Here is a 20306-nt window from a genome sequence, read left to right on the forward strand (position 1 = left end):
CAAAAATCGGGCGTCAGCCGCCAAGCGGCAACACGAAAGGCACATTGCCGTCGGTATCGGCACCCCTGCCGATCGCCTTGATTGCCTTGACCAGCCGGCCTTCACGCGCCAGCAGCCGATCGCCGATGGCAATGATGCGGGCATTGGGGGTGACATAGGGCGAGACGGCGCGCAGGCGAAGCGCAAGCTCGTTATCGTCTTGATCCGGATAAAGGCTGAGTGCTGCAATGACGGCGGCGGCCGGTGAGCGCGAAATCCCCATCCAGCAATGGATGAGCAGCGGTGCGGATTGATCCCATTCACGCGCAAAATCGATGAGCTTCAGCACATGCGCATCATCAGGGGCGATAAGATCACCGGTGCCCTTGAAGGCGATGTCGTTCATGGCAAGCGTCAGATGCCGGTCGGCGGCAATCACCGCCGGGCGGTGAAAGCTCTGCTCCTTGGCGATCAGTGTCACCATTTCGCGGGCCTTGTGCTTCACGGCCATTTCCGCGATCCGCGACAGCGGCGATACCACGATGGCCGTCATTTGGCGCTCCCGGTCTTGGTTACGCGCAGCGCCTCGATTGCTTCGAAACGTTCGATGAACAGTCTCTGCGCTTCCGTCGAGGGCAGCGGCGTGATGGTGAACATGTCGCGGGTGATGCCGCGCGGCAGCCCGAAGAATTTCTGCGCCTCGGCGGTGGAAAAACCGGCAAGCTCCGTCGCCTCGAAAAAGGCGGCAACCGTATCGGCCTTCTTGATGCGGTCCTTCAATTCGCGTGATGCATGCGGCGGCAGGCCGAACCGCAGATGCACGGCGGCCTCCAGCCGTTTTTCCACGGTCTTGTAACCGCCGCCAACCACGGATTTGAACGGTGAGATCATGTCGCCGATGACATATTCGGGCGCATCATGCAGAAGCGCCATCTGCATGTCGCCGGGCGTCGCATCCGCGCACATGCGGCAGAAAATCGTCTCGACGATGAGGCTGTGCTGGGCGACGGAAAAGGCGTGATCGCCGCGCGTCTGGCCGTTCCAGCGGGCAACGCGGGCAAGACCATGGGCGATATCGGCGATTTCCACGTCGAGCGGCGAAGGATCGAGCAGATCGAGCCGCCGCCCGGAGAGCATGCGCTGCCAGGCGCGCGGACCTTTTGCGGGAGCCACGCCTAGTCCTCCGCCCGCGCTGCCGGATCGGCGGCCGGGAAGGAAAGGCCACTCCAGGCCGGCAGGGCCACGGTTACGGTGGCATTTTCTGCAAGAAGCGGCGTGCCGGCGGCAAGCGCATCGGCAATGCGATCGATCCGCACAATGGCAAGAGCGTTGTTGCCGCAAACGGTCCCAAGAGTGCCCACCGGTTTTCCATTGGCGGTAATCTCCGTCCCGGTGGCGGGAAGCGGACCTTCCGCCGAAACGGTAACGACGCGCCGCCTTGCCGTGCCGCGATGTTTCATGCGCGAGACGACTTCCTGGCCGACGAAGCAACCCTTCCTGAAGGAAACGCCGTCATTCACATCCATCAGCACATCATGGGGAAATGCATCCTGCAGCGCATAGTCCCGGCCGGATTCGGCAATACCGTGTTCGACGCGCAGCGCATCATAGGCTGCAGCGTCGCCGGAGGCCGATGCGCCCGGCACGCGGAATAGGTCGACCCCTGTCTTGGCGAAACGCCCATCCTTGATGCCTGCTTCCGGCGCATTCTCGTTCCAGAAAACGCTGACGCCTTCGGTGGCTTCGGATTTCAGATCGACCGGCGCACGCAGCTTGTACATGGTCAAGCGGCGCAGCAACGCATCCTGCTCGGCAGCACCCGTCTCGATCAGGTAATCCGTTCCGTCGCGCGCAATCAGGAAATCGAACAGGATCTTGCCCTGCGGCGTCAGCAGCGCCGAAGCGCGGGCTTCGCCCTCGCCCAAATTTTCAACATCGGCGGTGATGAGATTGTTCAGAAATTCCTCGGCGCCTGTGCCGGAAACTCTGATCAGGCGGCGGTCGGCAAGAAAGGCGGAAGGCATGGCGTCACCGTTCGGTTCATCGAGACTGCGCGATCTCCGGCAAAATGCAGATGCACTTTGCCGGACGGCTCATTCCGCACAGTTAGGATTTTTACCGAAGAACGGCAAGCACCGTGAGGCGATCAATCGCCAGCGGTGAAGAACTTCCACTTGCCATCAGGCGAAATGCCGATGCGGTAGAAGCTGTAATTGCCATATTCCTGCATATCCGCCAGATCGCCCGCCGTAATGATGCGCAAGAGCTCCACCTTTTCCGGCGGCGTCAGCGTATTCAGCGGCTTTCCGGCGAAATAGGGGAAGACATAGGCTTCGTCCGGCGTGCCGGCATCGATATGGGCATAACCGGTCGACAATAGGTCGATGATGATCGCCAGCACTTCCAGCCCGTCGGGATCGCCGGAATAGCTTTTCAGTGCCGCGATCGGGTCTTCACTGTCGCTGCCGTCGATGCGGAATGCGTTCTGGCCGGCGGCGATGAAGGGCCGCAATTTTTCGATATCACCCGAAGCGGCTGCGTCGATGATCTGCTGGCGCAGCTTGCGAACGGCTTCCGGCGCCTTGGAAATGTCGTGCTCGATGACGACGGACATTTCCGGAGCATTGTCGGGCTTGGAGGATTGCTGCTTGGTCTGGGCAGCGGAACGGTCAACCAGAGGGTCGGGCAGGGGAATACCTTCCGAATCGCCTTCGATCTCGTCCGGCTCCGCGGGCTGAGCCTGCTGCGGCTGATCGCCATTCTGGGCCTGCGGCTCGCTTTCGGTGTTTTGCGCCGGTTTCAGCTCGGAAAGGGCGAAAGCGCGGTTCGGCAAGCCAACCGACCCGGCGGTCAAAGCAAGCACGATGGACAGCATGGCGGAAGAGCGCAAAAGCCCCTTGCTCAGGCAAGACATGATAGACCCCGGCTTTACTGTATCACCCGCTGCGGAGAAAATTCACCTTCAAGCATGCGCTGGCGCAGCGATTCCAGCATTGCTTCAGCGCCGGCTTCGCCATGCATGCGAATGGTTTCGCGCATGGCCAGAGCAATGGCGGCATCGGCGATGATCTCAGGCTCGATGCCGTCGGCCATGCCGTCGGCCCATGCCTCGTTCTGGTGTTCCAGAGCGACCTGCATCTTTTCATGCACGATCATATCGTCGATTTCGTTACGGCTCGTCTGCATTTTTCATCCTCGACAGGGCGGGCAAGTCCTTACCACCCTGTTAACAACACTATCAGTCTTTTATCAAAACGGCACGGCCTGCGGCGAAAAGAGGTTAACAATCCGCTAATTTCCGAACCGCGACGCGATTTCCTGAGCGAGTGTTGCCCCTTCGTTACGGTAGTTCTCTTCTGCCATGACGGCGGCGCGTGTGCAACTGGTGTGGATGGCCGCAAAGGAGCGGTATCCACGGTTGAATGCAGCCGTCATGCGCTGGCGTCTTTCGGGTTCGTTGGCCGTGTCCGCAGCCAGAAGATCGCTCATCGATCTGCGCCAGTCCTCCGGACCGGAAGAAGGGCACAGGGTTCTTAAATATTGCACCGCGCCAAGTATTTCGGAAAGCCGTGCCAGCTTGTCGTCATAAGGTGCGGGTTTGGGCGGCGTTACTTCCGCAGGTCGTACTTCCTTGGGAGCCGCTTTTGAAGGCTGCGCATAAGCGATGCCTTCTTGCCCGGCCGGTAACATGGTCAGGAAAAGAGACAGGAAAATGGTTGATCGTATCAAAATTCTATTCTGCCCCACACATACTCGTGAACTACTGGCTCGTGAACTACTGGCTCGTGAACTACTGGCTCGTGAACTACTGGCTCGTGAACTACTGGCTCGCGAACTGCTGGCTCGTGAACATCCGGCGAGCGGACATGCCCTAAATAATCGCGATTCTGGCTGGCTGGCAATCATGCAAACAGGCGCTCGGCGCATTCGACGACGCTTTCAGGTGCCGGCAGCCGGCGGATTTCCGCCAATGTGTACCAGCCCGCATCCGCCGCATCGTCGGCCGCCGTCACGGCCGGATCGGCATCCGTTTCCACCGTGAAGACGGACAGGAAATAATGGCTGGTCAGCACGCCGTCTGCATTGCGTGACGGCAGGTCATAGGTCGCGAAGAGTTGCGGTTTGCGCGCCACGATGCCGGTTTCCTCGTGAAGTTCGCGAAGTGCGGTCTCGGCCGGTGTTTCCCCCTCTTCGCCACGGCCGCCCGGAAAGGCGAACATGTCCTTTGACGGTGGATTGGCCCGGCGCACGAGAAGCAGCCGGTCGCCATTCCTGACGATGGCGGAGGAGGCGGGGCGGGGCTTGATGCGAAGGGTCATGAAGGGTTTCACTCGTTTCGGCCGTCTCCGGCCTGTCTGCATATTGTGGTGCGAGAGCGCCAATGCGCCCTTTCGGATAAGGCGCGGAGGCTCTAACCTGTTGAGAACAACACGCTCTATTGTGCACGCAGAAGACGGTGGAATGAAGGTCTATCTTATCTATGTATTGGCGGCACTTGCGGAAATCGCCGGTTGCTTCGCCTTCTGGGCCTGGCTGAAACTCGGCAAGCCGGTCTGGATATTATTGCCGGGCATGCTGTCGCTTGCCGCATTTGCCTGGCTGCTGGCACTGGTGCCGACCGAGACGGCGGGCAGAGCCTATGCCGCCTATGGCGGGATTTACATCGCCGCATCGCTTCTCTGGCTCTGGGGCGTTGAAGGGCAGCTGCCGGATAAATGGGATGTCGCCGGCGGCGCCGTCTGCCTTGCCGGCACGGCCGTCATTCTGTTCGGCCCACGCGCCTGAGGAGAAGATCATGTGTGGACGTTTTGTCCTGAAGGCGACGCCGGAAGAAATCGCCGATTATCTCGACCTGATCGGGCTTGAGGATTTCCCCGCCCGTTTCAACATCGCGCCCACGCAACCGGTTCTGGTGGTGCTGGAAGGCGAGCGGCAGGAGCGCGGCAGCAACCTGCCCAACCGCCGGGCCGTGCTGGTCCGCTGGGGTTTCCTGCCGGGCTGGGTGAAGGATCCCAAGGATTTTCCCTTGCTCATCAACGCGCGTTCGGAAACCGCCATCGACAAGGCATCCTTCCGCGCCGCCATGCGCCATCGCCGTGTGCTCATTCCCGCCACTGGCTTTTATGAGTGGCGACGACCGCCGAAGGAGGAGGGCGGCAAGCCGCAGCCCTATTTCATCCGCCCGAAAAACGGCGGCATCGTCGCCTTTGCCGGCCTTATGGAAACATGGTCCTCAGCCGATGGCTCGGAAGTCGATACCGGTGCAATTCTCACCACCGCCGCCAATGCCGCGATCGGGCGTATTCACGACCGCATGCCTGTTGTCATCGCGCCTGAGGATTTCAGCCGCTGGCTGGACTGCAAGACGCAGGAACCGCGCGAGGTGGCCGATCTGATGCGCCCGGCGCAGGACGATTTCTTCGAGATGATCCCGGTGTCGGACAAGGTCAACAAGGTCGCCAATGTCGGCGCTGACCTCATCGAGCCGGTGCCGGAAACCGCGCCGCTGGCAAAGATCAAACCGCCCAAGGATGAAGGGCAGATGTCGCTGTTTTGACGTCTTTGCGTGGCGCGCGAGGCTAGTTATTTACGGCTGGACGTTGCCGCCCATTTCTTCTCCCCGGCGGGGAGAAGGTGGCCCGAAGGGGCGGATGAGGGGGCGACGCCGGCGAGAGACGGAGAGCTTGCCCCCTCATCCCGCTGCCGCGGACTTCTCCCCGGCGGGGAGAAGAAACAAGCGGCACCCGCCCATTTTCAATAAACGGCTATCTTATTCGAAGGGCTCTCAGCTGTTCTGCCCCATCTTCTGCAAGCCTTCCTGGATCATCACGTCGGAATACACCCGGTTGCGGCCATTCGCCTTGGCGAGATAGAGCAGCTGATCGGCGGCATTCAGCTGGTTGTCGAAAGGTTCGCCCTTTTCGATTTCCACCACGCCGAGCGAAATCGTCAGCGCCAGGCTGCTGCCGCTGAGCTGGCGGCCATTGCTTTCAACAGCGCCGCGCAGTTCCTCGCAAAACTGATAGGCGGCACGGGCATCAAGCCCGCGCAGGAACACGGCGAACTCCTCGCCGCCGAGGCGGGCGGGAATATGGCGCTTCTCACGGCACATGTCGTGCAGCAGTTCGGCAAGCTTTTTCAGCGCCCGGTCGCCGGCATCGTGCCCGAGTGTGTCGTTGATCTTCTTGAAATGGTCGATGTCGAGAATGGCGACCGCGCCGTTTTCGTCGTTGTCGTTGATGATATCCATCAAGGCCCGGGTACGCTCGAAGAAGGAGCGGCGGTTCGGCAAGCCGGTCAGATGGTCGCGTTCAGCCAGTTCACGCAGGCGCTTCAGCTGCTTCAGCGTTTCGATATTATTGTCGATACGGCACTGCAATTCTTCCGGCACGAAGGGGCGATAGACGAAATCGGATGCGCCTGCCTTCAGGAAGCTTGCCGAAAGCAGCCGGTCGGTGGAGGACGAGATGCCGATAACCCTGAGATCTTCCGAGGAACGACTGTCGCAGATACGGCGCGTCAGCTCATAACCGTCCATGTCAGGCATATGGTAATCGGTGATGACGAGCTGGATCGATGGGTCCTGCGACAGGATTTCCAGCGCCCGGTTGCCCGAATGGGCCTCGCTGACCTTGAAATTCTGCCGCTCCAATATTTCCACCAGGCCGGAACGCGCCGTGCGCGCGTCATCGACCACCAGAACGGAAAAGCGCCGGTTGGTCAAAATCCGGTCAACGGTCTTGACCACCGCATCGACGGTGCGGTGCCCGTCCTTGACGATATAATCGATGATCTTCTTTTCGGCGTAACGTTTGCGTGCCTCTTCATCCACCGTTGCGGTGAAGACGATCGCCGGCACCTTGTGCTCGGAAAGAAGAGCTAAAATCTCGCCCTTCGGTGCGTCGGGCAGGTTGAGCCCCGTCAGCGCCAGCGTGAAATCATGGGCGCGCAACAGCGTATCGGCGGCGGCCATGCTGTCACAATGAATGACCTCGGCTTCGGTCTCTTCCGAGAGCCGCGACTTCAGCAGCATGGAAAGAGCAACGGAATCTTCAATCAGAAGGATTTTATCCTGCATGGCCGTCCCAAGCCCCCCTGGCCTGTCTTCGCACGCTTTCCCGAACACCGGATATTCGTCATCCGCATGTCTGCGGATTGGGAAGTCGGCTTATGCAATGTTTTGGAAAAAACTGCGAAAAATAGAAAATTCTTTGTTATTCACTAGTCTATACGTTTGCGCTCGTACAGACGTTTCGTAGAGGCCGCGCTTTTTACTTCACTTTCGTTGCTGCTTCGTTACAAAAAGTTCCTGAATTTATGAATACCGGCCGTTCATGCTGCATGCCGGATAAAAAAACGGCGCCGTTAAAGGCGCCGCGCGATTGCTGAAATTCTGTCGGGGAATGTTGATTCTAGACCCGATCCACCAGTTGATCCGAAAACCGCTGGCCAAAAAACTGAATGTTTTCAGGCGGGTTTGACGACTGGCTTGCGCTTCAGCATCAGGGCTGCGGCCGCCACGGCCTTCAGTCCGAGCGGGCGGTAGTGGCTTTTGAGGTCCGGCTTCGCCTGCGGCTGTGCCTTCGTCTCGTTCGTCATTTCTCTTCTCCATAATTCACGCCATTCGCCTGTGCGAAGCGTGTGAAGCCCCTTTTTCGGGGGTAATCTTGACGGATTCGAGGCGAAAAAAAATGAAGCCGGCTTTTGGGGATGCGACATTTTGCGCCACATCCGCCGGCAAGGTCCTGCGGGAAAAATAAACCTATGGTTTCAAATGCCGCGATCGAGGCCGTTTCCGCCATTCGCATCATCATGCGCGTCTTCTTCGATGGTCAGCGTGCCGTAGCGGCGGTGCCACAGGCGCGCGCTGATGGGAATGAAGACGAGATAGGCGGCAACCGTCAGAACCAGCACTTCCCAGGTGAAGCTCATCAACATCGCCACATAAAGCACGACGACGAGGATCATCGGCAGCACCAGATCGCGGCGAATGCGGCTGGTGCCTGATTTTCCCGACCAGACCGGCAAACGGCTGATGAGGAGATAACCGATCAGTACGGTATAGGCGGCGGCGACGTAGGCGAAGGGCTTGTCCGGCTCCACGCCGAGGAAGCCGAGATAGACCGGCAGAAGCACCAGCATGGCGCCCATGGGAGCCGGAACACCCACGAAGAATTCGTTCTGCCAGGGCGCTTTCACCGGCCGTTCGATCATCACGTTGAAGCGTGCCAGGCGCAGGCCGGCGGCAATGACATAGATGAGCGCGGCGATCCAGCCGATGGAGCGTGCCTGATCGAGCAGATAGGCATAGACCACCAGGGCAGGGGCGACACCGAAATTGACGATGTCCGCCAGACTATCCATCTGTTCGCCGAATTTGGATGTCGCCTTCATCATGCGGGCGATGCGCCCGTCGATGCCGTCGAGGAAGGCGGCGAGCAGCACCATGCCAACGGCCAGCTCAAAGCGGCCTTCGATGGCGAGGCGAACGCCGCTCAGGCCCGCACAGATGGCCAGAACGGTGATGAGATTGGGTATCACGAGGCGGAAGGGAATTTCCCGCAGGCGTGGTCCCCGGCCGCTATCCTTGCGGCTCTCCTGTTTTCCGTTCTGTTGCGGCTCGATGATCGGCGTTTCCATGGCGCATGCCCTTCCTGATTATCATCAGCCGCGGCGGCTGATGACCGGGCCCTTGGCGGAGCCGAATTCGGCAAGCACGGTTTCACCGGCAATCGCCGTCTGGCCGACGGAAACGCGTGGCTGGAAACCTTCCGGCAGGAAGATGTCGAGACGCGAACCGAAACGGATAAGGCCGAAACGCTCACCGGCATCAACAGGTTCATTCGGCTTGACCCAGCAGACGATACGGCGGGCAACCATGCCGGCGATCTGCACCACGCCGACCTTGCCATGCGCCGTCTCGATGACGAGACCGTTGCGCTCATTGTCTTCAGAAGCCTTGTCCACTTCCGCATTGAGGAAGAGGCCGGGGCGATAGGCGACATTGACGATGCGGCCGCGTACCGGGGCGCGGTTCACATGGCAGTTGAACACGTTCATGAATACCGAGATGCGCACCATCGGCTCCTTGCCGAGTTCCAGCTCCAGCGGCGGAACGACGGTCTGCACGGCGGAAACCTTGCCGTCGGCGGGGCTGATGATCAGGTCGTCATCCTGTGGTGTAACGCGCTCGGGGTCGCGAAAGAAATAGGCGCACCAGGCCGTCAGCACGAGACCGACCCAGAATAGCGGTTCGGAAATCCAGCCGAGCACCAGCGACGCGACGAAGAAGGCGGCGACAAAGACGTAACCTTCCTTGTGGATCGGTACGATGGTGTTGCGAATGGTGTCGAACAGACTCATGAGATTCCTTGCTCCGGTTTCCGTTGTCACGTCTATATGTGGTCGTGATACGACACGATCCACACGGCAATGCGACAAATTTTGCCTAGCTGGTTACAGCCAAACGACCCGCCCGGCAATGGCCCGGCGGATCTGCGATCCCGGTTCCCCGGGGTTTATGCCCGTCAATGCGCCGGTTCGCCGCGGTCCACAACGCCGAGATCGTCGGTTTCGCGAACATGGCGCAGCATCTCTTCCGCCCGGATGGCTTCGCGCTGGCGGCTCCACATCGAGGCGTAGAGGCCGTTCTGCGCCATCAGCGAAGCATGTGTTCCACGCTCGGCGATCTGGCCTTCCTTCAGCACGATGATTTCGTCCGCGTGGATGACTGTGGAAAGACGATGGGCGATGACCAGTGTGGTGCGGTTTTTCGAGACGATGTCGAGCGCGCTCTGGATTTCCTGTTCGGTATGCGTATCGAGCGCTGAAGTCGCCTCGTCGAGAATGAGGATCGGCGGGGCCTTGAGGATGGTCCGGGCAATCGCCACGCGCTGCTTTTCACCACCCGACAGTTTCAGGCCCCGTTCGCCGACCATGGTGGCGTAACCCTCCGGCAGCTTGCCGATGAAGGCGCTGATCTGCGCCGCATCCGCTGCGGCCATGACATCCTCCTGCGTTGCCGAGGGGCGGCCGTAGCGGATGTTGTAGGCGAGCGTGTCGTTGAACAGTACGGTATCCTGCGGAACCATGCCGATCACCGAACGCAGGCTCTTTTGCGTCACGTCGCGAATATCCTGCCCGTCGATTGTGACGGCGCCTTCCTGAATATCGTAGAAACGATAAAGCAGCCGCGAGATCGTCGATTTTCCTGCCCCCGAGGGCCCGACGATCGCCACCGTCTTGCCGGCGGGGACATCGAAGGAAACGCCCTTCAAAATCGGCCTTTCCGGATCATAGGCAAAATGCACGTCGCGGAACGAGATGGCGCCGGGGCCGGCGCCAAGCGGTTTCGCATCCGCCTTGTCGGTAACCTCGGCCTCGACCTCGAGAAGGTCGAACATCTGCTCTATGTCGGTCAGACCCTGGCGGATTTCGCGGTAAACGAAACCGATGAAGTTCAGCGGCACGGAAAGCTGCAGCAGCAGCGCATTGACGAAGACGAAATCGCCGATGGTCTGTTCGCCGCGCTGCACGGCCAGCGCCGACATCACCATCATGACGGTGGAACCGATGCCGAAGATCACACCCTGGCCGAAGTTCAGCCAGCCGAGCGATGTCCAGATCGAGATCGCCGATTTTTCGTAACGCTCCATCGCAACGTCGAAGCGCTTCGCCTCCATCTCCTCGTTACCGAAATATTTGACGGTCTCGAAGTTCAGAAGCGAGTCGATTGCCTTGGTATTGGCGTCGGTGTCGCTGTCATTCATGGCGCGGCGAATGGAGATGCGCCAGTTGCTGGCTCGCACGGTGAACCAGATATAGGCCCAGACGGTGATGACGGTGACCAGCACATAGGAAAACCCATATGACGACCAGAAAATAACAGCCGTCAGCAGGAATTCGATGAAGGTCGGCGCGGTGTTGAGAATGGTGAAACGGACAATGGTTTCGATGCCCTTGGTGCCACGCTCGATAACCCGCGAAAGCCCGCCGGTCTTGCGCTCCAGATGGAAGCGCAGCGAAAGCCGGTGCATGTGCACGAAGGTTCTGTAAGCGAGCTGGCGCACGGCATGCTGGCCGACGCTGGCAAACAGCGAATCGCGCAGTTGGTTGAGCCCGACCTGTATCAGCCGCGTCAGATTATAGGCGATGACCAGAGCGACCGCGCCGAGCAGGAAGGCCGGAACCAGCCCTGCCATGTCCAGTCTGCCGTTCAGCGCATCCGTCGCCCATTTGAAAAAATAGGGGACGAGGATCAGCACCAGTTTGGCGACAACTAGGAACACGGTGGCCCAGACCACCCGCATCTTCAGGTCCAGACGTCCTTCAGGCCACATATAGGGCCAGAGATTGATCAGGGTCTGGGTGGGATTGCTGGAATCCGCCGAAATGGTTTTTTTCTTCGTGGCCATCATTCTCTCCGGTCACTGCCGGAAGCCGACAGCAGGACGGCGGCTTTCGCCGCCGTGCTTGTCACAGGTGGGATTGTCGCGGGTTCACCGCAACCTCTTCAGCGCCTTAAGAGCCGCCCTTCAGCCGTTTGCGGTGAAGTTCCTCCGCATTCGGCAGGGCCTTTTCCGGTACACCGAAAATCTGACCGGGCTCGATGAGATCAGGGTTTTTGATCTGGTCCTCATTGGCGAGGTAGATCGTCGTGTAACGCACGCCCTGTCCATAAACACGCCGGGAAATCTGCCACAGCGTATCGCCGCGGCGGATGATGACGCTGTTCTGGCTTTCGGCAAGCGGGGCCTGCTCGAAGGTCTGCGGACCGGCGGGCGCTGGCGGCGCGGGCGCGGCTGGCGCCGTAATGTGGAGTTCGGTCAACCGGCTGGCGAGCGATGCGATGCCCTTGCCGATGGCCGCCACATCATTCGGCCATGCCTCGACCGATGCCAGCAGATCACGCGCCTTGGCGGTGATGCCACCTGCAAAGGCGGTGAAGGCTGGCTCTGTTGCCGCGGCGGTGCGGAACTCGGAGAGCGATTTCAGGCCAATCACCACCGCGGAGCGGCCGGCAATTGCCTGATCGAGCGCCGGCGTCGCCTGATCCTTGTAGAGATTGGAAAGAATGCCGAAAGCCTTGGAAACGTCGTCACGCAGCTTTTCAAATGTGGCGCGGTCGCTTGCCGTGCTCTGGTTTTCAGCCGGCGCGACTGCGGTGGCGGCGGGCGAAGCGGTGGGCGCCTGCATGGCAACGGTTGCCTGATCGGTCTGCGGCCGCTCGAAGGGAACACGTACGCGCAGCTTCACCGTGCCGTCGGCATTCAGTTCCTCGACGGTGACGATATGGCTGCCAACGGCAAGATCGACATCACCCTCGACGACGAAATGCCCGGAGGCTTCCGTAACGCTCTTGCCGATCTCCCGGTCATCGACCAATGCGCGTACGGTCGAACCGGCGGGCGCGGAACCCGCAACGAAAATCTTCGATCCTTCAAATTCCACGGCTGTGACCTGAACGGTCGAGGCAGCTGCCTGAGCCGGAACGGAACCGGCAGCAGGCGGCGCCGTCACTCCGGCAACGGCTGCAGGCGTGGTGGCGGCATTGCCGGTTTCGGTGGGTGCCGCTGCGGGCTGTCCCGATTGTTCGGTCTGCAGTGCCGGAGGTGCGGCCTCCGGCATCGCCAGCACGCGGCTTGCTTCACCGGGCCTGGAAACCATCGCCAGAAGTTCGCCGGCCTTGCTGTTGGGCACCGAAACGGTTGCCACTTCTTCGGATTGTGTTGCCTTGCCGCTGGTGTCGGTGGAGCGCAGCACCAGCTCATGGTCACCCGGTGGCAGGGGATTGTCGAAAACCGCGGCGAAATCGCCGGTGCCGTCGATGGTGGTCTGGGCGATCACCTTGCCATTGCTGAGAATTTCGAGCTTGGCACCCGGCTGCGCCTTGCCGGCGACCACAGCCGAACCATCCGGCTCGACGCGCAACACGTCAAAGGTCGGTACGCCGGGCGTTGCCTGGGCAGCACCGGCCGGTGCTGGGACGGCAGGTGCGGCGGCGGGCTGTGCCGGCTGCGCTGCGCCATCGTCGGTCCCGGCGAAAACACCTGCCAGGCGGCGGATCTGGGCTGCGGCCGCTGCCGCATTGTCGGGCAGGCCGCGCAGGAAGGCCGTGGTGCGTTCGGCCGCCGTGCGCGCCGTGGTGATCAGCCGCGACGTCGTTTCGTCCAGCGATTCCGGGATTTCGATATTGGTCAGCTCTTTGAGCGAAGCTTCGACCTTTTTGCGCGCCGCTGCGAAATCGGCGTCGGAGGGAACCTTGCTGTCGGCGAAAAGCGTTGTCAGATCCTTGATCGACTGGGTTGCAGAGGCCGCAAGACGCCCGACCTTGTCGGCGATATTGGCGGTTTCCTCGGCAGCGTCGGACAGGATGTCGCCCGCCTTGTCGCCGCCCATTTCGACGCTGTTCTTCACGGCGTTGCCCGCCTCGTTGATGGCGTCACCGATCGGTTTGCCGTCGTTGGAAATCCTCGGCAGGACGAAAAAGATCATGAGCAGGGACGCGATGCCCAGCACGATCAGCGCCAGCAAACCGGCTTTATTGTTTTTCATCCTGGAATCTCCGGGTATTTCAAGCTTTTCACACGAGTTGAGATTGCTAGCGTCTTACCTTGCGCCAGACAAGCGGCGTGTGGCCAAAAGGCCATATTTACAAGGGATTTCCCAAATTTTCTTGACGTGCAGCATCCCGCATAGTTCCTTCCTCTCATGACGGACAAAAATACAGCGATTCGATCCATCTGCGTTTATTGCGGCTCCCAGCCCGGACGTGATCCAGCTCATATGGAAGCAGGCCGCGCGCTTGGGAAATCCATTGCCGAAAACGGCATCCGCCTCGTTTACGGCGGCGGCACCAAGGGCATCATGGGCGCGGTTGCCAGCGGCGTTCTGTCCAATGGCGGCGAAGTAACCGGCATCATACCGGAATTTCTGGTCGATATGGAGGCAACGCGCCATTCTCTCGGACAATTGAACGAGCTTGTCGTTACCAAGGACATGCATGAGCGCAAACATATGATGTTCGAGCGCTCGGATGCCTTCGTAACCCTGCCGGGTGGTGTCGGCACGCTGGAGGAGATCGTCGAGATCATGACCTGGGCGCAGCTCGGCCGTCACGCCAAGCCGATGGTCTTTGCCAATATCAACGGCTTCTGGAACCCGATGCTGGAACTGGTGCAGCACATGCGCGACCAGGGTTTCATCCACCGCGCCCACCTGTTGAACCCGCTTGTCGTCGACGAGGTGAAGGACATCGTGCCCGCCATCATCGACCGGGCGCTGGCCCAGCAGAACCCGGAAGGCGACCCTTCGGTCATTTCCCGCCTCTGACACATGTCATTCGAGAGCGTGCAGCGGTTTCGGGATAACGGCATGCGTCGCGCACCGAAAAATCGTTAATGAACCGCCACGCGCTTCATTATAATTTTAAGTGTATATTAATACAGATTTAACAGCGGCATCGCTCCGCCCGCTCTTTTCATGGCCCCGCGACTGATCCTGTGCCAGCGTCACCAAGGCGTTGGCTGTCGCGGACTCTCGTTTCGCCGCCATGAGATTGGGTGCATCAGGAAATGATTGCTTTTGTGGTGCGGCTTAAAAGCCGGGCGCATTTCATTGTTCAGAGAAGCCCGCTGCGGGGCAGGGAAGGCGTGCTTGGCGCCGGCGCCCGCCGCCGGGTGGATACGCGAATGCGGCTCGGTATCCTGATCGCCGTCTTCATCGCCATCTATGCGGTCGTGGCTGCGCGCCTCGTTCAATATGGACTTGCGGACCCCGTCGCAACCGCCTGGATCAACACCGGCGCCACCGCCGTCGCGTCACGGCCTGATATCGTTGACCGCAACGGCAAGCTCCTGGCCACCGATCTCAACATGGTGTCGCTTTATGCCGATCCGCGCCGGGTGGTCGATCCGGATGAGGTGGTGGAGAAGCTGGCGACCGTCATCCCCAATCTCGACTGGCGCGACACGCACCGCCGATTGCGCTCGGATACCGGCTTCCAGTGGCTGCGACGTCAGCTGACGCCCCGGCAGCAGGCGGATATTCTCAACCTCGGCATACCGGGCATCGGCTTCCGGCCGGAAAAGCGGCGCTTTTATCCGGGTGGCCCCACCGCTTCGCACATTATCGGCCACGTGAATGTCGATAATCAGGGCCTTGCCGGCATGGAGCGTTACCTCGACCAGCAGGGCCTTGCCGATCTGCGCGCCGTGGGTCTTGCCAGCGGCGCGCCACTGGAGCCGGTGCGGCTCTCCATCGATCTCAGGGTGCAGAACATCGTCCGTGAAGTCGTCGTGAAGGCGAAAAGCGCCTATCAGGCCGAAGCGGCGGGCTCAGTAATCCTCGATGTGGAGACGGGCGAGGTGCTGGCCATGGCCTCCGTGCCGGATTACGATCCGAACGAACCTTCCCGCACCCTTGCCGATGGCAGCATCGACAAGGAGTATGAGAAGGGCTGGTTCAACCGGATGAGCAACGCCACCTTCGAGATGGGCTCCACCTTCAAGAGCTTCACGCTGGCCATGGGGCTGGATGCGGGGGCGATCACGCTGAATTCGGTGGTCGATGCGTCGCGGCCGATCCGCATGGGCGGCTTCACCATCAAGGATTTCAAGGGCCGGAACCGGCCGCTCTCCATTCCGGAAGTGTTTCAATATTCATCGAATATCGGCACGGCGGCGGTGGCCGACAAGGTCGGCGTCGAAGGCCACCAGCAGTTCCTGACGAAACTCGGGCTGCTTACCAGAATGGACACGGAAATGCCGGGTGTGGCGACACCCACCCAGCCGAAAAACTGGAAGAAGATCAATTCCGTCACCATCTCTTTCGGCCATGGCGTTGCCACCACGCCGTTGCAGACGGCGGTGGCCGCCGCCGCGCTGATCAATGGCGGAAACCTGATTTCGCCGACCTTCCTGCCACGTTCGAAAGAAGCTGCCGCATCGCTCGCGCGCACCGTCATCAACGACAGGACGAGTGCCGATATGCGTTACCTGTTCAACTGGAACGGTATCAAGGGCTCCGGCCGCGGCGCGCAGGTGGAAGGATTTCATGTGGGCGGCAAGACCGGAACCGCCGACAAGGTGATCAACGGCCGTTACGCCAAGGATATCAATTTCAACGCCTTCGTGGCCGGTTTTCCCATGCATAGGCCGAAATATGTCGTGCTGACGATGATCGACGCTCCGAGGACCGGCGTGAACGGCGGGCGCACGGCGGCCTCCACCGCAGCCCCCATGACCCGCGAAATCATCGCCCAGACGGCGGGCCTTCTCGGCGTCAAGCCGCGTTTCGGTTATGATGCGAACCCGCAATTGCTGGTGGATTATTGACCACCTCTCCTCATTCCCGTGATGAGTAAGGGAACGGGGGGAAGCAGTCTGGATTACCGCTTGAGCCGCATCAGGCTTGAGCCGGTATAGATCGCCAGCGCTACCCAGATCATCGCAAAGGCGGCCATGCGCACCATGTCGAACGGCTCCTTGAAGACGAAGATGGCGATGAGGAAGATCATCGTCGGCGCGATATATTGCATGATGCCGATGGTCGACAGCCGCAGCAGCTTTGCGCCATTGCCGTAGAGAATGAGCGGAACGGCGGTGATCACGCCGCTTGCTGCCAGAAGCCAGGTGTCGGCAGAATTGCCGCCCATGAAATGGGCCTGTCCGCTGAAGCCCAGCCAGGCCATGACCAGCACGGCCGGAATGGACAGGAGCATGACTTCCAGCAGGAAGCCCTGCGTCGCACCAATCGGCAATGTCTTGCGGAAAAAGGCGTAAAAACCCCAGGAGACAGTAAGCGCGATGGACACCCAGGGCAGGCTGCCGGCATGCCAGGTGAGGATCGCCACCGCGACCGCCACGAGGCTGATGGCGGCGATCTGCGCCGGGTAGAGCTTTTCCTTCAGCAGCACGGCACCCAGAAAGATGCTGAACAGCGGATTGATGAAATAGCCAAGTGCGGCATCAAGCGCACGCCCCGCGCCGATCGACCAGATATAGACGCCCCAGTTGATGCTGATGAGGGCGGCGGTGAGGCTCGCCATGGCCAGCATCTTCGGGTTTTTCAGTGCTGAGCGGATTTCCGCCGTGCGCCCGAGCGCAATCAGCACGACCGCCGCGATCGGTACAGACCAGATGACGCGATGCACGATGACTTCGATTGGCGAAATATGCGCAACCGCTTTCATGTAAAAGGGAAGAAAGCCCCACAGCAGATATGCGGAGAGCGCGAAAGCAAAACCGCGCGCGCTGTCGCCGCCCTCTTGGGCCGGGAGCGATTTGTCGAGTGCCATGGGGAGTGCCGCCAAAATTGTTCGGATGGCGTTTTATAGCGGATCGCCACAGTGGCGGCCAATTCATTTCCGTGAAGGGTTCATGAGAAAAACTGCATGAATAACAGGCGCTTTGCTCTTGAAATAAGCTGCCATGGTAACCGTCCGGGGGATTCACGCGGGAAATCCCGCGTGATTCATTGTCTCACCCGGCCGTTTCAAGTCGCTGAAAAGACTCTTATTTCCCGGCAAAGTGATCGTTGGCGCGGATCAGCTGGTCAAGAATGCCGGGCTCACTCATCGCGTGTCCAGCCGCCTCGATAATGTGGAAATCCGCCTTCGGCCAGGCCTTGGCCAGCTGCCAGGCATATTTCAGCGGGCAGGGCATGTCGTAACGCCCGTGCACGATGACACCAGGAATATCCTTGAGCTTGCCGGCATCGCGCAGCAGTTGCCCTTCTTCCAGCCAGCCGGCATTAACGAAGAAGTGGTTCTCGATGCGCGCAAAAGCGATGGCATATTTGTCCTCGCCGAAATCCTCGACGCGGTCAGGATCGGTAACGAGCTCGATGGTCGCGCCTTCCCACTGGCTCCATGCCTTGGCGCACTCAAGCTTCTTTGCCTCGTCAGCGCCGGTGAGATAGCGATTATAGGCCTGCATCATCTCGCCGCGCTCAGCTTCCGGGATGGGCGCGATGAATTTTTCCCACTGGTCCGGATACATTTCCGAAACGCCAAACTGGTAGTACCAGTCCAGTTCCGGCCGGGTGACAGTGTAGATGCCGCGCAGGACGAGTTCGCTGACGTGGTTTGGATGGGTCTCGGCATAGGCGAGCGCCAGCGTCGAGCCCCAGGACCCGCCGAAAACCAGCCATTTTTCAAAGCCGCAAAGCTCGCGCAGCCTTTCAATGTCAGCGACCAGATGCCAGGTGGTGTTGGCCTCCAGTTCCGCATGGGGGATGGAGCGGCCGCAGCCGCGCTGATCGAACAGGATGACGTCATACAGCGCCGGATCAAAAACGCGGCGATGCGTGGGGTTCACCCCGCCACCCGGGCCGCCATGCAGGAAAATCGCCGGTTTCGCACCGCGTGTGCCCACCCGTTCCCAATAGATCACATGCCCATCGCCGACATCGAGCATGCCGGTCTCGAAAGGTTCGATCTCGGGGTAAAAGCCGCGCAATTCTTCGGTCATGGGTCAATATCCTCTGGTGGCCATTTGGCCGTGTCTTGGTCCGGATGCTGCCGGCTGTTCACCGGCGCGGGCGCGTCATCCGTTGCAGGTTCCGGCTCGACCGGCAAGCCGTCGAGCTCGGAAAACCAGTGCATCTTGCTGGCAAGATTGGACTGCGCTTCGGGTCTTATCCGCTGCGGCTCATCCAGCGAACCGAGGGTGATATTGATGAAATCGGCCCCCGGCATGTCATAGAAGAGCGGCGTGCCGCAACGACCGCAGAAACCGCGGCGCACATGGTCGGAAGACTGGAACCATGATGCCTCGCCGCGGGTCATCTCAAACTGCGTGAGGGTACTTGCCGCAAGCGGCATGAAATAGTTGCCTGATGCCTTCTGGCACATGCGGCAATGGCACAGATGCGGATAACGCAACCCGCCCTCGATCCGGTAACGCACTGCGCCGCACTGGCATCCGCCGGAAAAGCCCGTCAGTTCGCCCATCAGCGACCTTCTTCCGGCGGCCAGACTTGAGTGTCGTGATCCGGATGCTGATAGGAGTTGATCTCCGCCTCGTCCACGCCCTGATCCACGGCCGGTTTGGAAAACAGCTGCTCGATCCACGGCATGCGCTTGTGAAAGTTGACCTGCACCTGCGGCTCGATCCGCTCCGGTTCATCGAAAGCGCCGATGGCGATCTCCACGCCTCCCGGATAATGATAGGTCAGCGGCGTGCCGCATTTGTTGCAGAAACCGCGATGGATTTTGGTTGAGGAGCGGAAGAGGGCAGGCTGGCCGCGTGTCCAGACCAGATGCGCCTGATCGGCGCTGACCAGCGCACCGAAGAAATTGCCGAAATGTTTCTGGCACATGCGGCAATGGCAGATGGAGGCCCGGCCAAGCTTGCCCGCATGGAAACGCACGGCACCGCACTGGCAGCCGCCGGAAAAGCCCGCTTCATTCATTTTCCGCTCTCCGGTGGCCAGCTTTCAGTGTCATGGTCGGGATGTTGATAGGAAACGAGATCGGCAAGATAGTCCACCTGCGTCAGGTCGTCTTCTGTTGGAACGGCAGGAAGCGTGTGGATGCTGTCGACGAAATCGATCTTGCGCTCCACTCCCCACTGAATGGTCGGCGGCAGTGCCGCGGGATCATCGAATGCCCCGGCCGCCACCGCCATGCCATCCGGCGCCTCATAGGTTAGCGGCGTTCCGCATTCCGGGCAGAAGCCGCGCTTGACCACGCTGGAGGACTGGAAGCGCTTCGGCTCACCACGCGTCCATTCGAATTCAACGTCGCGTACGGAGACCAGCGGCGCATAATAAGCCCCGAAAGCCTTCTGGCACATGCGGCAATGACAGATCGAACTGTCTTTCAGATCACCGATGGCGCGAAAACGGATCGCGCCGCACTGGCATCCGCCGGTATGGGTGGTCATGGTTGGTTCTCCTTTACCGTTCGGATAATGTGGAGACAGACATTGTCTATGTCTTTCAGGATATCATCGTTCCAGAAGCGGAGGACGGTCCAGCCAAGTTCCTCAAACGTCTGTGTTCTCTGGTGATCATAGCTTGCCGCAGCATCTTCCGAGTGCTGCAACCCATCGAGCTCGACGATGATCTTATGCGAGGGGCAGGCGAAATCAACGATATATCCGGCGACAGGTAGCTGGCGTCTGAAGGCCATACCTTCGAGACGATGAGCGCGGACGGCGTTCCAAAGCTTCAGTTCTGCGTCGGTCATGGCTTTTCGCATCTGCCGGGCATATTCCCGGTGTTTCAGCTCGACCTTGGCGTGGGGCATTGAGATGCTCGCAGCTTGATGGGGTGCCGCGAGATTGGAGTATGGTGTGGGTGAAAGCAAGGGCGTGTCGTGGGGC

23 protein-coding genes are annotated in these 20306 nt (G+C 60.2%); 4 read left to right on the top strand and 19 right to left on the bottom strand.

Translation table 11 applies throughout. From position 1 onward, the window contains the following. Positions 1-13: 13 nt before the first annotated feature. From AKG12_RS21280 to AKG12_RS21310, 7 genes are all read right to left on the bottom strand, one after another. Positions 14-532 carry a tyrosine phosphatase family protein gene (locus tag AKG12_RS21280; RefSeq protein ID WP_046798772.1) on the bottom strand — a complete coding sequence of 173 codons (519 nt, stop codon included), beginning with the start codon at positions 530-532 and terminating at the stop codon, positions 14-16. Continuing rightward, positions 529-1152 (bottom strand): HD domain-containing protein, encoded by a 624-nt coding sequence (locus AKG12_RS21285; RefSeq protein ID WP_052820324.1) that lies wholly within the window; start codon positions 1150-1152, stop codon positions 529-531. Before AKG12_RS21285 ends, AKG12_RS21280 begins: the two co-directional genes overlap by 4 nt. A 2-nt stretch (positions 1153-1154) precedes the next feature. After that, on the bottom strand, positions 1155-2003 hold the full coding sequence (gene ygfZ / locus AKG12_RS21290; RefSeq protein ID WP_052820325.1) for a CAF17-like 4Fe-4S cluster assembly/insertion protein YgfZ: 849 nt from the start codon (positions 2001-2003) through the stop codon (positions 1155-1157). 122 nt (positions 2004-2125) lie between these two features. Beyond that, entirely contained in the window at positions 2126-2893 is a 768-nt protein-coding gene (locus AKG12_RS21295; protein WP_052820326.1) for a hypothetical protein, read from the bottom strand. Between the two features lie 14 nt (positions 2894-2907). Beyond that, positions 2908-3165 carry a hypothetical protein gene (locus AKG12_RS21300; RefSeq protein WP_003496894.1) on the bottom strand — a complete coding sequence of 86 codons (258 nt, stop codon included), beginning with the start codon at positions 3163-3165 and terminating at the stop codon, positions 2908-2910. 105 nt (positions 3166-3270) lie between these two features. Next, positions 3271-3708, bottom strand: a complete 438-nt coding sequence (locus tag AKG12_RS21305; protein ID WP_052820327.1) for a TIGR02301 family protein — start codon at positions 3706-3708, stop codon at positions 3271-3273. Positions 3709-3881: 173 nt separating this feature from the next. Next, a complete protein-coding gene (locus tag AKG12_RS21310; RefSeq protein ID WP_052820328.1) occupies positions 3882-4298 on the bottom strand; it encodes an NUDIX hydrolase in 417 nt (138 codons plus the stop codon). A 142-nt stretch (positions 4299-4440) separates the two neighbouring features. On the opposite strand from AKG12_RS21310, the gene AKG12_RS21315 reads away from it, so the two are divergent. Then, positions 4441-4764, top strand: coding sequence for a YnfA family protein (locus tag AKG12_RS21315; protein WP_052820329.1), 324 nt, complete (start codon positions 4441-4443; stop codon positions 4762-4764). 10 nt (positions 4765-4774) lie between these two features. Next, on the top strand, positions 4775-5536 hold the full coding sequence (locus tag AKG12_RS21320; protein ID WP_052820330.1) for an SOS response-associated peptidase: 762 nt from the start codon (positions 4775-4777) through the stop codon (positions 5534-5536). A gap of 228 nt (positions 5537-5764) precedes the next feature. Here AKG12_RS21320 and AKG12_RS21325 read toward each other — a convergent pair whose 3' ends face one another. The 6 genes from AKG12_RS21325 to AKG12_RS21345 form a co-directional block, all read right to left on the bottom strand. Further along, positions 5765-7057 carry a GGDEF domain-containing response regulator gene (locus tag AKG12_RS21325; protein WP_052820331.1) on the bottom strand — a complete coding sequence of 431 codons (1293 nt, stop codon included), beginning with the start codon at positions 7055-7057 and terminating at the stop codon, positions 5765-5767. Between the two features lie 389 nt (positions 7058-7446). Then, entirely contained in the window at positions 7447-7578 is a 132-nt protein-coding gene (locus AKG12_RS31090; protein ID WP_263135246.1) for a hypothetical protein, read from the bottom strand. Between the two features lie 171 nt (positions 7579-7749). Further along, positions 7750-8619 (bottom strand): CDP-diacylglycerol--serine O-phosphatidyltransferase, encoded by an 870-nt coding sequence (pssA, locus tag AKG12_RS21330; protein WP_046798781.1) that lies wholly within the window; start codon positions 8617-8619, stop codon positions 7750-7752. A 24-nt stretch (positions 8620-8643) separates the two neighbouring features. Next, a complete protein-coding gene (locus AKG12_RS21335) occupies positions 8644-9342 on the bottom strand; it encodes a phosphatidylserine decarboxylase (RefSeq protein WP_046798782.1) in 699 nt (232 codons plus the stop codon). Positions 9343-9506: 164 nt separating this feature from the next. After that, positions 9507-11393: an ABCB family ABC transporter ATP-binding protein/permease gene (locus AKG12_RS21340; protein WP_052820332.1), complete on the bottom strand. Its 1887-nt coding sequence runs from the start codon at positions 11391-11393 to the stop codon at positions 9507-9509. A gap of 106 nt (positions 11394-11499) precedes the next feature. Further along, the gene (locus tag AKG12_RS21345) at positions 11500-13533 is read right to left on the bottom strand and encodes a LysM peptidoglycan-binding domain-containing protein (protein ID WP_052820333.1); all 2034 of its coding nucleotides are present in this window, start codon (positions 13531-13533) and stop codon (positions 11500-11502) included. A 156-nt stretch (positions 13534-13689) separates the two neighbouring features. Between AKG12_RS21345 and AKG12_RS21350 the strand changes: the two genes are divergently transcribed. Together AKG12_RS21350 and AKG12_RS21355 are read left to right on the top strand one after the other, a co-directional pair. Beyond that, positions 13690-14310 (top strand): LOG family protein, encoded by a 621-nt coding sequence (locus AKG12_RS21350; protein ID WP_080842185.1) that lies wholly within the window; start codon positions 13690-13692, stop codon positions 14308-14310. Between the two features lie 242 nt (positions 14311-14552). Further along, positions 14553-16313, top strand: a complete 1761-nt coding sequence (locus AKG12_RS21355; protein WP_052820335.1) for a peptidoglycan D,D-transpeptidase FtsI family protein — start codon at positions 14553-14555, stop codon at positions 16311-16313. 53 nt (positions 16314-16366) lie between these two features. On the opposite strand, the gene rarD is transcribed toward AKG12_RS21355, so the two are convergent. From rarD to AKG12_RS21385, 6 genes are all read right to left on the bottom strand, one after another. Continuing rightward, the gene (gene rarD / locus AKG12_RS21360; protein WP_052820336.1) at positions 16367-17275 is read right to left on the bottom strand and encodes an EamA family transporter RarD; all 909 of its coding nucleotides are present in this window, start codon (positions 17273-17275) and stop codon (positions 16367-16369) included. Positions 17276-17492: 217 nt separating this feature from the next. Next, positions 17493-18449 carry a prolyl aminopeptidase gene (pip, locus tag AKG12_RS21365; protein ID WP_052820337.1) on the bottom strand — a complete coding sequence of 319 codons (957 nt, stop codon included), beginning with the start codon at positions 18447-18449 and terminating at the stop codon, positions 17493-17495. Continuing rightward, entirely contained in the window at positions 18446-18931 is a 486-nt protein-coding gene (locus AKG12_RS21370) for a GFA family protein (protein WP_046798789.1), read from the bottom strand. Before AKG12_RS21370 ends, pip begins: the two co-directional genes overlap by 4 nt. After that, positions 18931-19392 (bottom strand): GFA family protein, encoded by a 462-nt coding sequence (locus AKG12_RS21375; protein WP_046798790.1) that lies wholly within the window; start codon positions 19390-19392, stop codon positions 18931-18933. The genes AKG12_RS21370 and AKG12_RS21375 overlap by 1 nt, the downstream gene beginning before the upstream one ends. After that, entirely contained in the window at positions 19389-19865 is a 477-nt protein-coding gene (locus AKG12_RS21380) for a GFA family protein (RefSeq protein ID WP_052820338.1), read from the bottom strand. Before AKG12_RS21380 ends, AKG12_RS21375 begins: the two co-directional genes overlap by 4 nt. After that, positions 19862-20230 (bottom strand): endonuclease domain-containing protein, encoded by a 369-nt coding sequence (locus tag AKG12_RS21385; RefSeq protein WP_082178992.1) that lies wholly within the window; start codon positions 20228-20230, stop codon positions 19862-19864. Before AKG12_RS21385 ends, AKG12_RS21380 begins: the two co-directional genes overlap by 4 nt. Positions 20231-20306 lie beyond the last annotated feature (76 nt).

The organism is Agrobacterium sp. SUL3, from assembly GCF_001263295.1.
Taxonomy (GTDB): Bacteria; Pseudomonadota; Alphaproteobacteria; order Rhizobiales; family Rhizobiaceae; genus Agrobacterium; species Agrobacterium tomkonis.

What these genes read in the sequence shown, in the direction of transcription:
- AKG12_RS21280 (WP_046798772.1), bottom strand. Translation starts at nt 532, where the DNA reads ATGACGGCCATCGTGGTATCGCCGCTGTCGCGGATCGCGGAAATGGCC.
- ygfZ (WP_052820325.1), bottom strand. Translation starts at nt 2,003, where the DNA reads ATGCCTTCCGCCTTTCTTGCCGACCGCCGCCTGATCAGAGTTTCCGGC.
- AKG12_RS21295 (WP_052820326.1), bottom strand. Translation starts at nt 2,893, where the DNA reads ATGTCTTGCCTGAGCAAGGGGCTTTTGCGCTCTTCCGCCATGCTGTCC.
- AKG12_RS21300 (WP_003496894.1), bottom strand. Translation starts at nt 3,165, where the DNA reads ATGCAGACGAGCCGTAACGAAATCGACGATATGATCGTGCATGAAAAG.
- AKG12_RS21310 (WP_052820328.1), bottom strand. Translation starts at nt 4,298, where the DNA reads ATGACCCTTCGCATCAAGCCCCGCCCCGCCTCCTCCGCCATCGTCAGG.
- AKG12_RS21315 (WP_052820329.1), top strand. Translation starts at nt 4,441, where the DNA reads ATGAAGGTCTATCTTATCTATGTATTGGCGGCACTTGCGGAAATCGCC.
- AKG12_RS21320 (WP_052820330.1), top strand. Translation starts at nt 4,775, where the DNA reads ATGTGTGGACGTTTTGTCCTGAAGGCGACGCCGGAAGAAATCGCCGAT.
- AKG12_RS21325 (WP_052820331.1), bottom strand. Translation starts at nt 7,057, where the DNA reads ATGCAGGATAAAATCCTTCTGATTGAAGATTCCGTTGCTCTTTCCATG.
- AKG12_RS31090 (WP_263135246.1), bottom strand. Translation starts at nt 7,578, where the DNA reads ATGACGAACGAGACGAAGGCACAGCCGCAGGCGAAGCCGGACCTCAAA.
- pssA (WP_046798781.1), bottom strand. Translation starts at nt 8,619, where the DNA reads ATGGAAACGCCGATCATCGAGCCGCAACAGAACGGAAAACAGGAGAGC.
- AKG12_RS21335 (WP_046798782.1), bottom strand. Translation starts at nt 9,342, where the DNA reads ATGAGTCTGTTCGACACCATTCGCAACACCATCGTACCGATCCACAAG.
- AKG12_RS21340 (WP_052820332.1), bottom strand. Translation starts at nt 11,393, where the DNA reads ATGGCCACGAAGAAAAAAACCATTTCGGCGGATTCCAGCAATCCCACC.
- AKG12_RS21345 (WP_052820333.1), bottom strand. Translation starts at nt 13,533, where the DNA reads ATGAAAAACAATAAAGCCGGTTTGCTGGCGCTGATCGTGCTGGGCATC.
- AKG12_RS21350 (WP_080842185.1), top strand. Translation starts at nt 13,690, where the DNA reads ATGACGGACAAAAATACAGCGATTCGATCCATCTGCGTTTATTGCGGC.
- AKG12_RS21355 (WP_052820335.1), top strand. Translation starts at nt 14,553, where the DNA reads ATGATTGCTTTTGTGGTGCGGCTTAAAAGCCGGGCGCATTTCATTGTT.
- rarD (WP_052820336.1), bottom strand. Translation starts at nt 17,275, where the DNA reads ATGGCACTCGACAAATCGCTCCCGGCCCAAGAGGGCGGCGACAGCGCG.
- pip (WP_052820337.1), bottom strand. Translation starts at nt 18,449, where the DNA reads ATGACCGAAGAATTGCGCGGCTTTTACCCCGAGATCGAACCTTTCGAG.
- AKG12_RS21370 (WP_046798789.1), bottom strand. Translation starts at nt 18,931, where the DNA reads ATGGGCGAACTGACGGGCTTTTCCGGCGGATGCCAGTGCGGCGCAGTG.
- AKG12_RS21375 (WP_046798790.1), bottom strand. Translation starts at nt 19,392, where the DNA reads ATGAATGAAGCGGGCTTTTCCGGCGGCTGCCAGTGCGGTGCCGTGCGT.
- AKG12_RS21380 (WP_052820338.1), bottom strand. Translation starts at nt 19,865, where the DNA reads ATGACCACCCATACCGGCGGATGCCAGTGCGGCGCGATCCGTTTTCGC.
- AKG12_RS21385 (WP_082178992.1), bottom strand. Translation starts at nt 20,230, where the DNA reads ATGCCCCACGCCAAGGTCGAGCTGAAACACCGGGAATATGCCCGGCAG.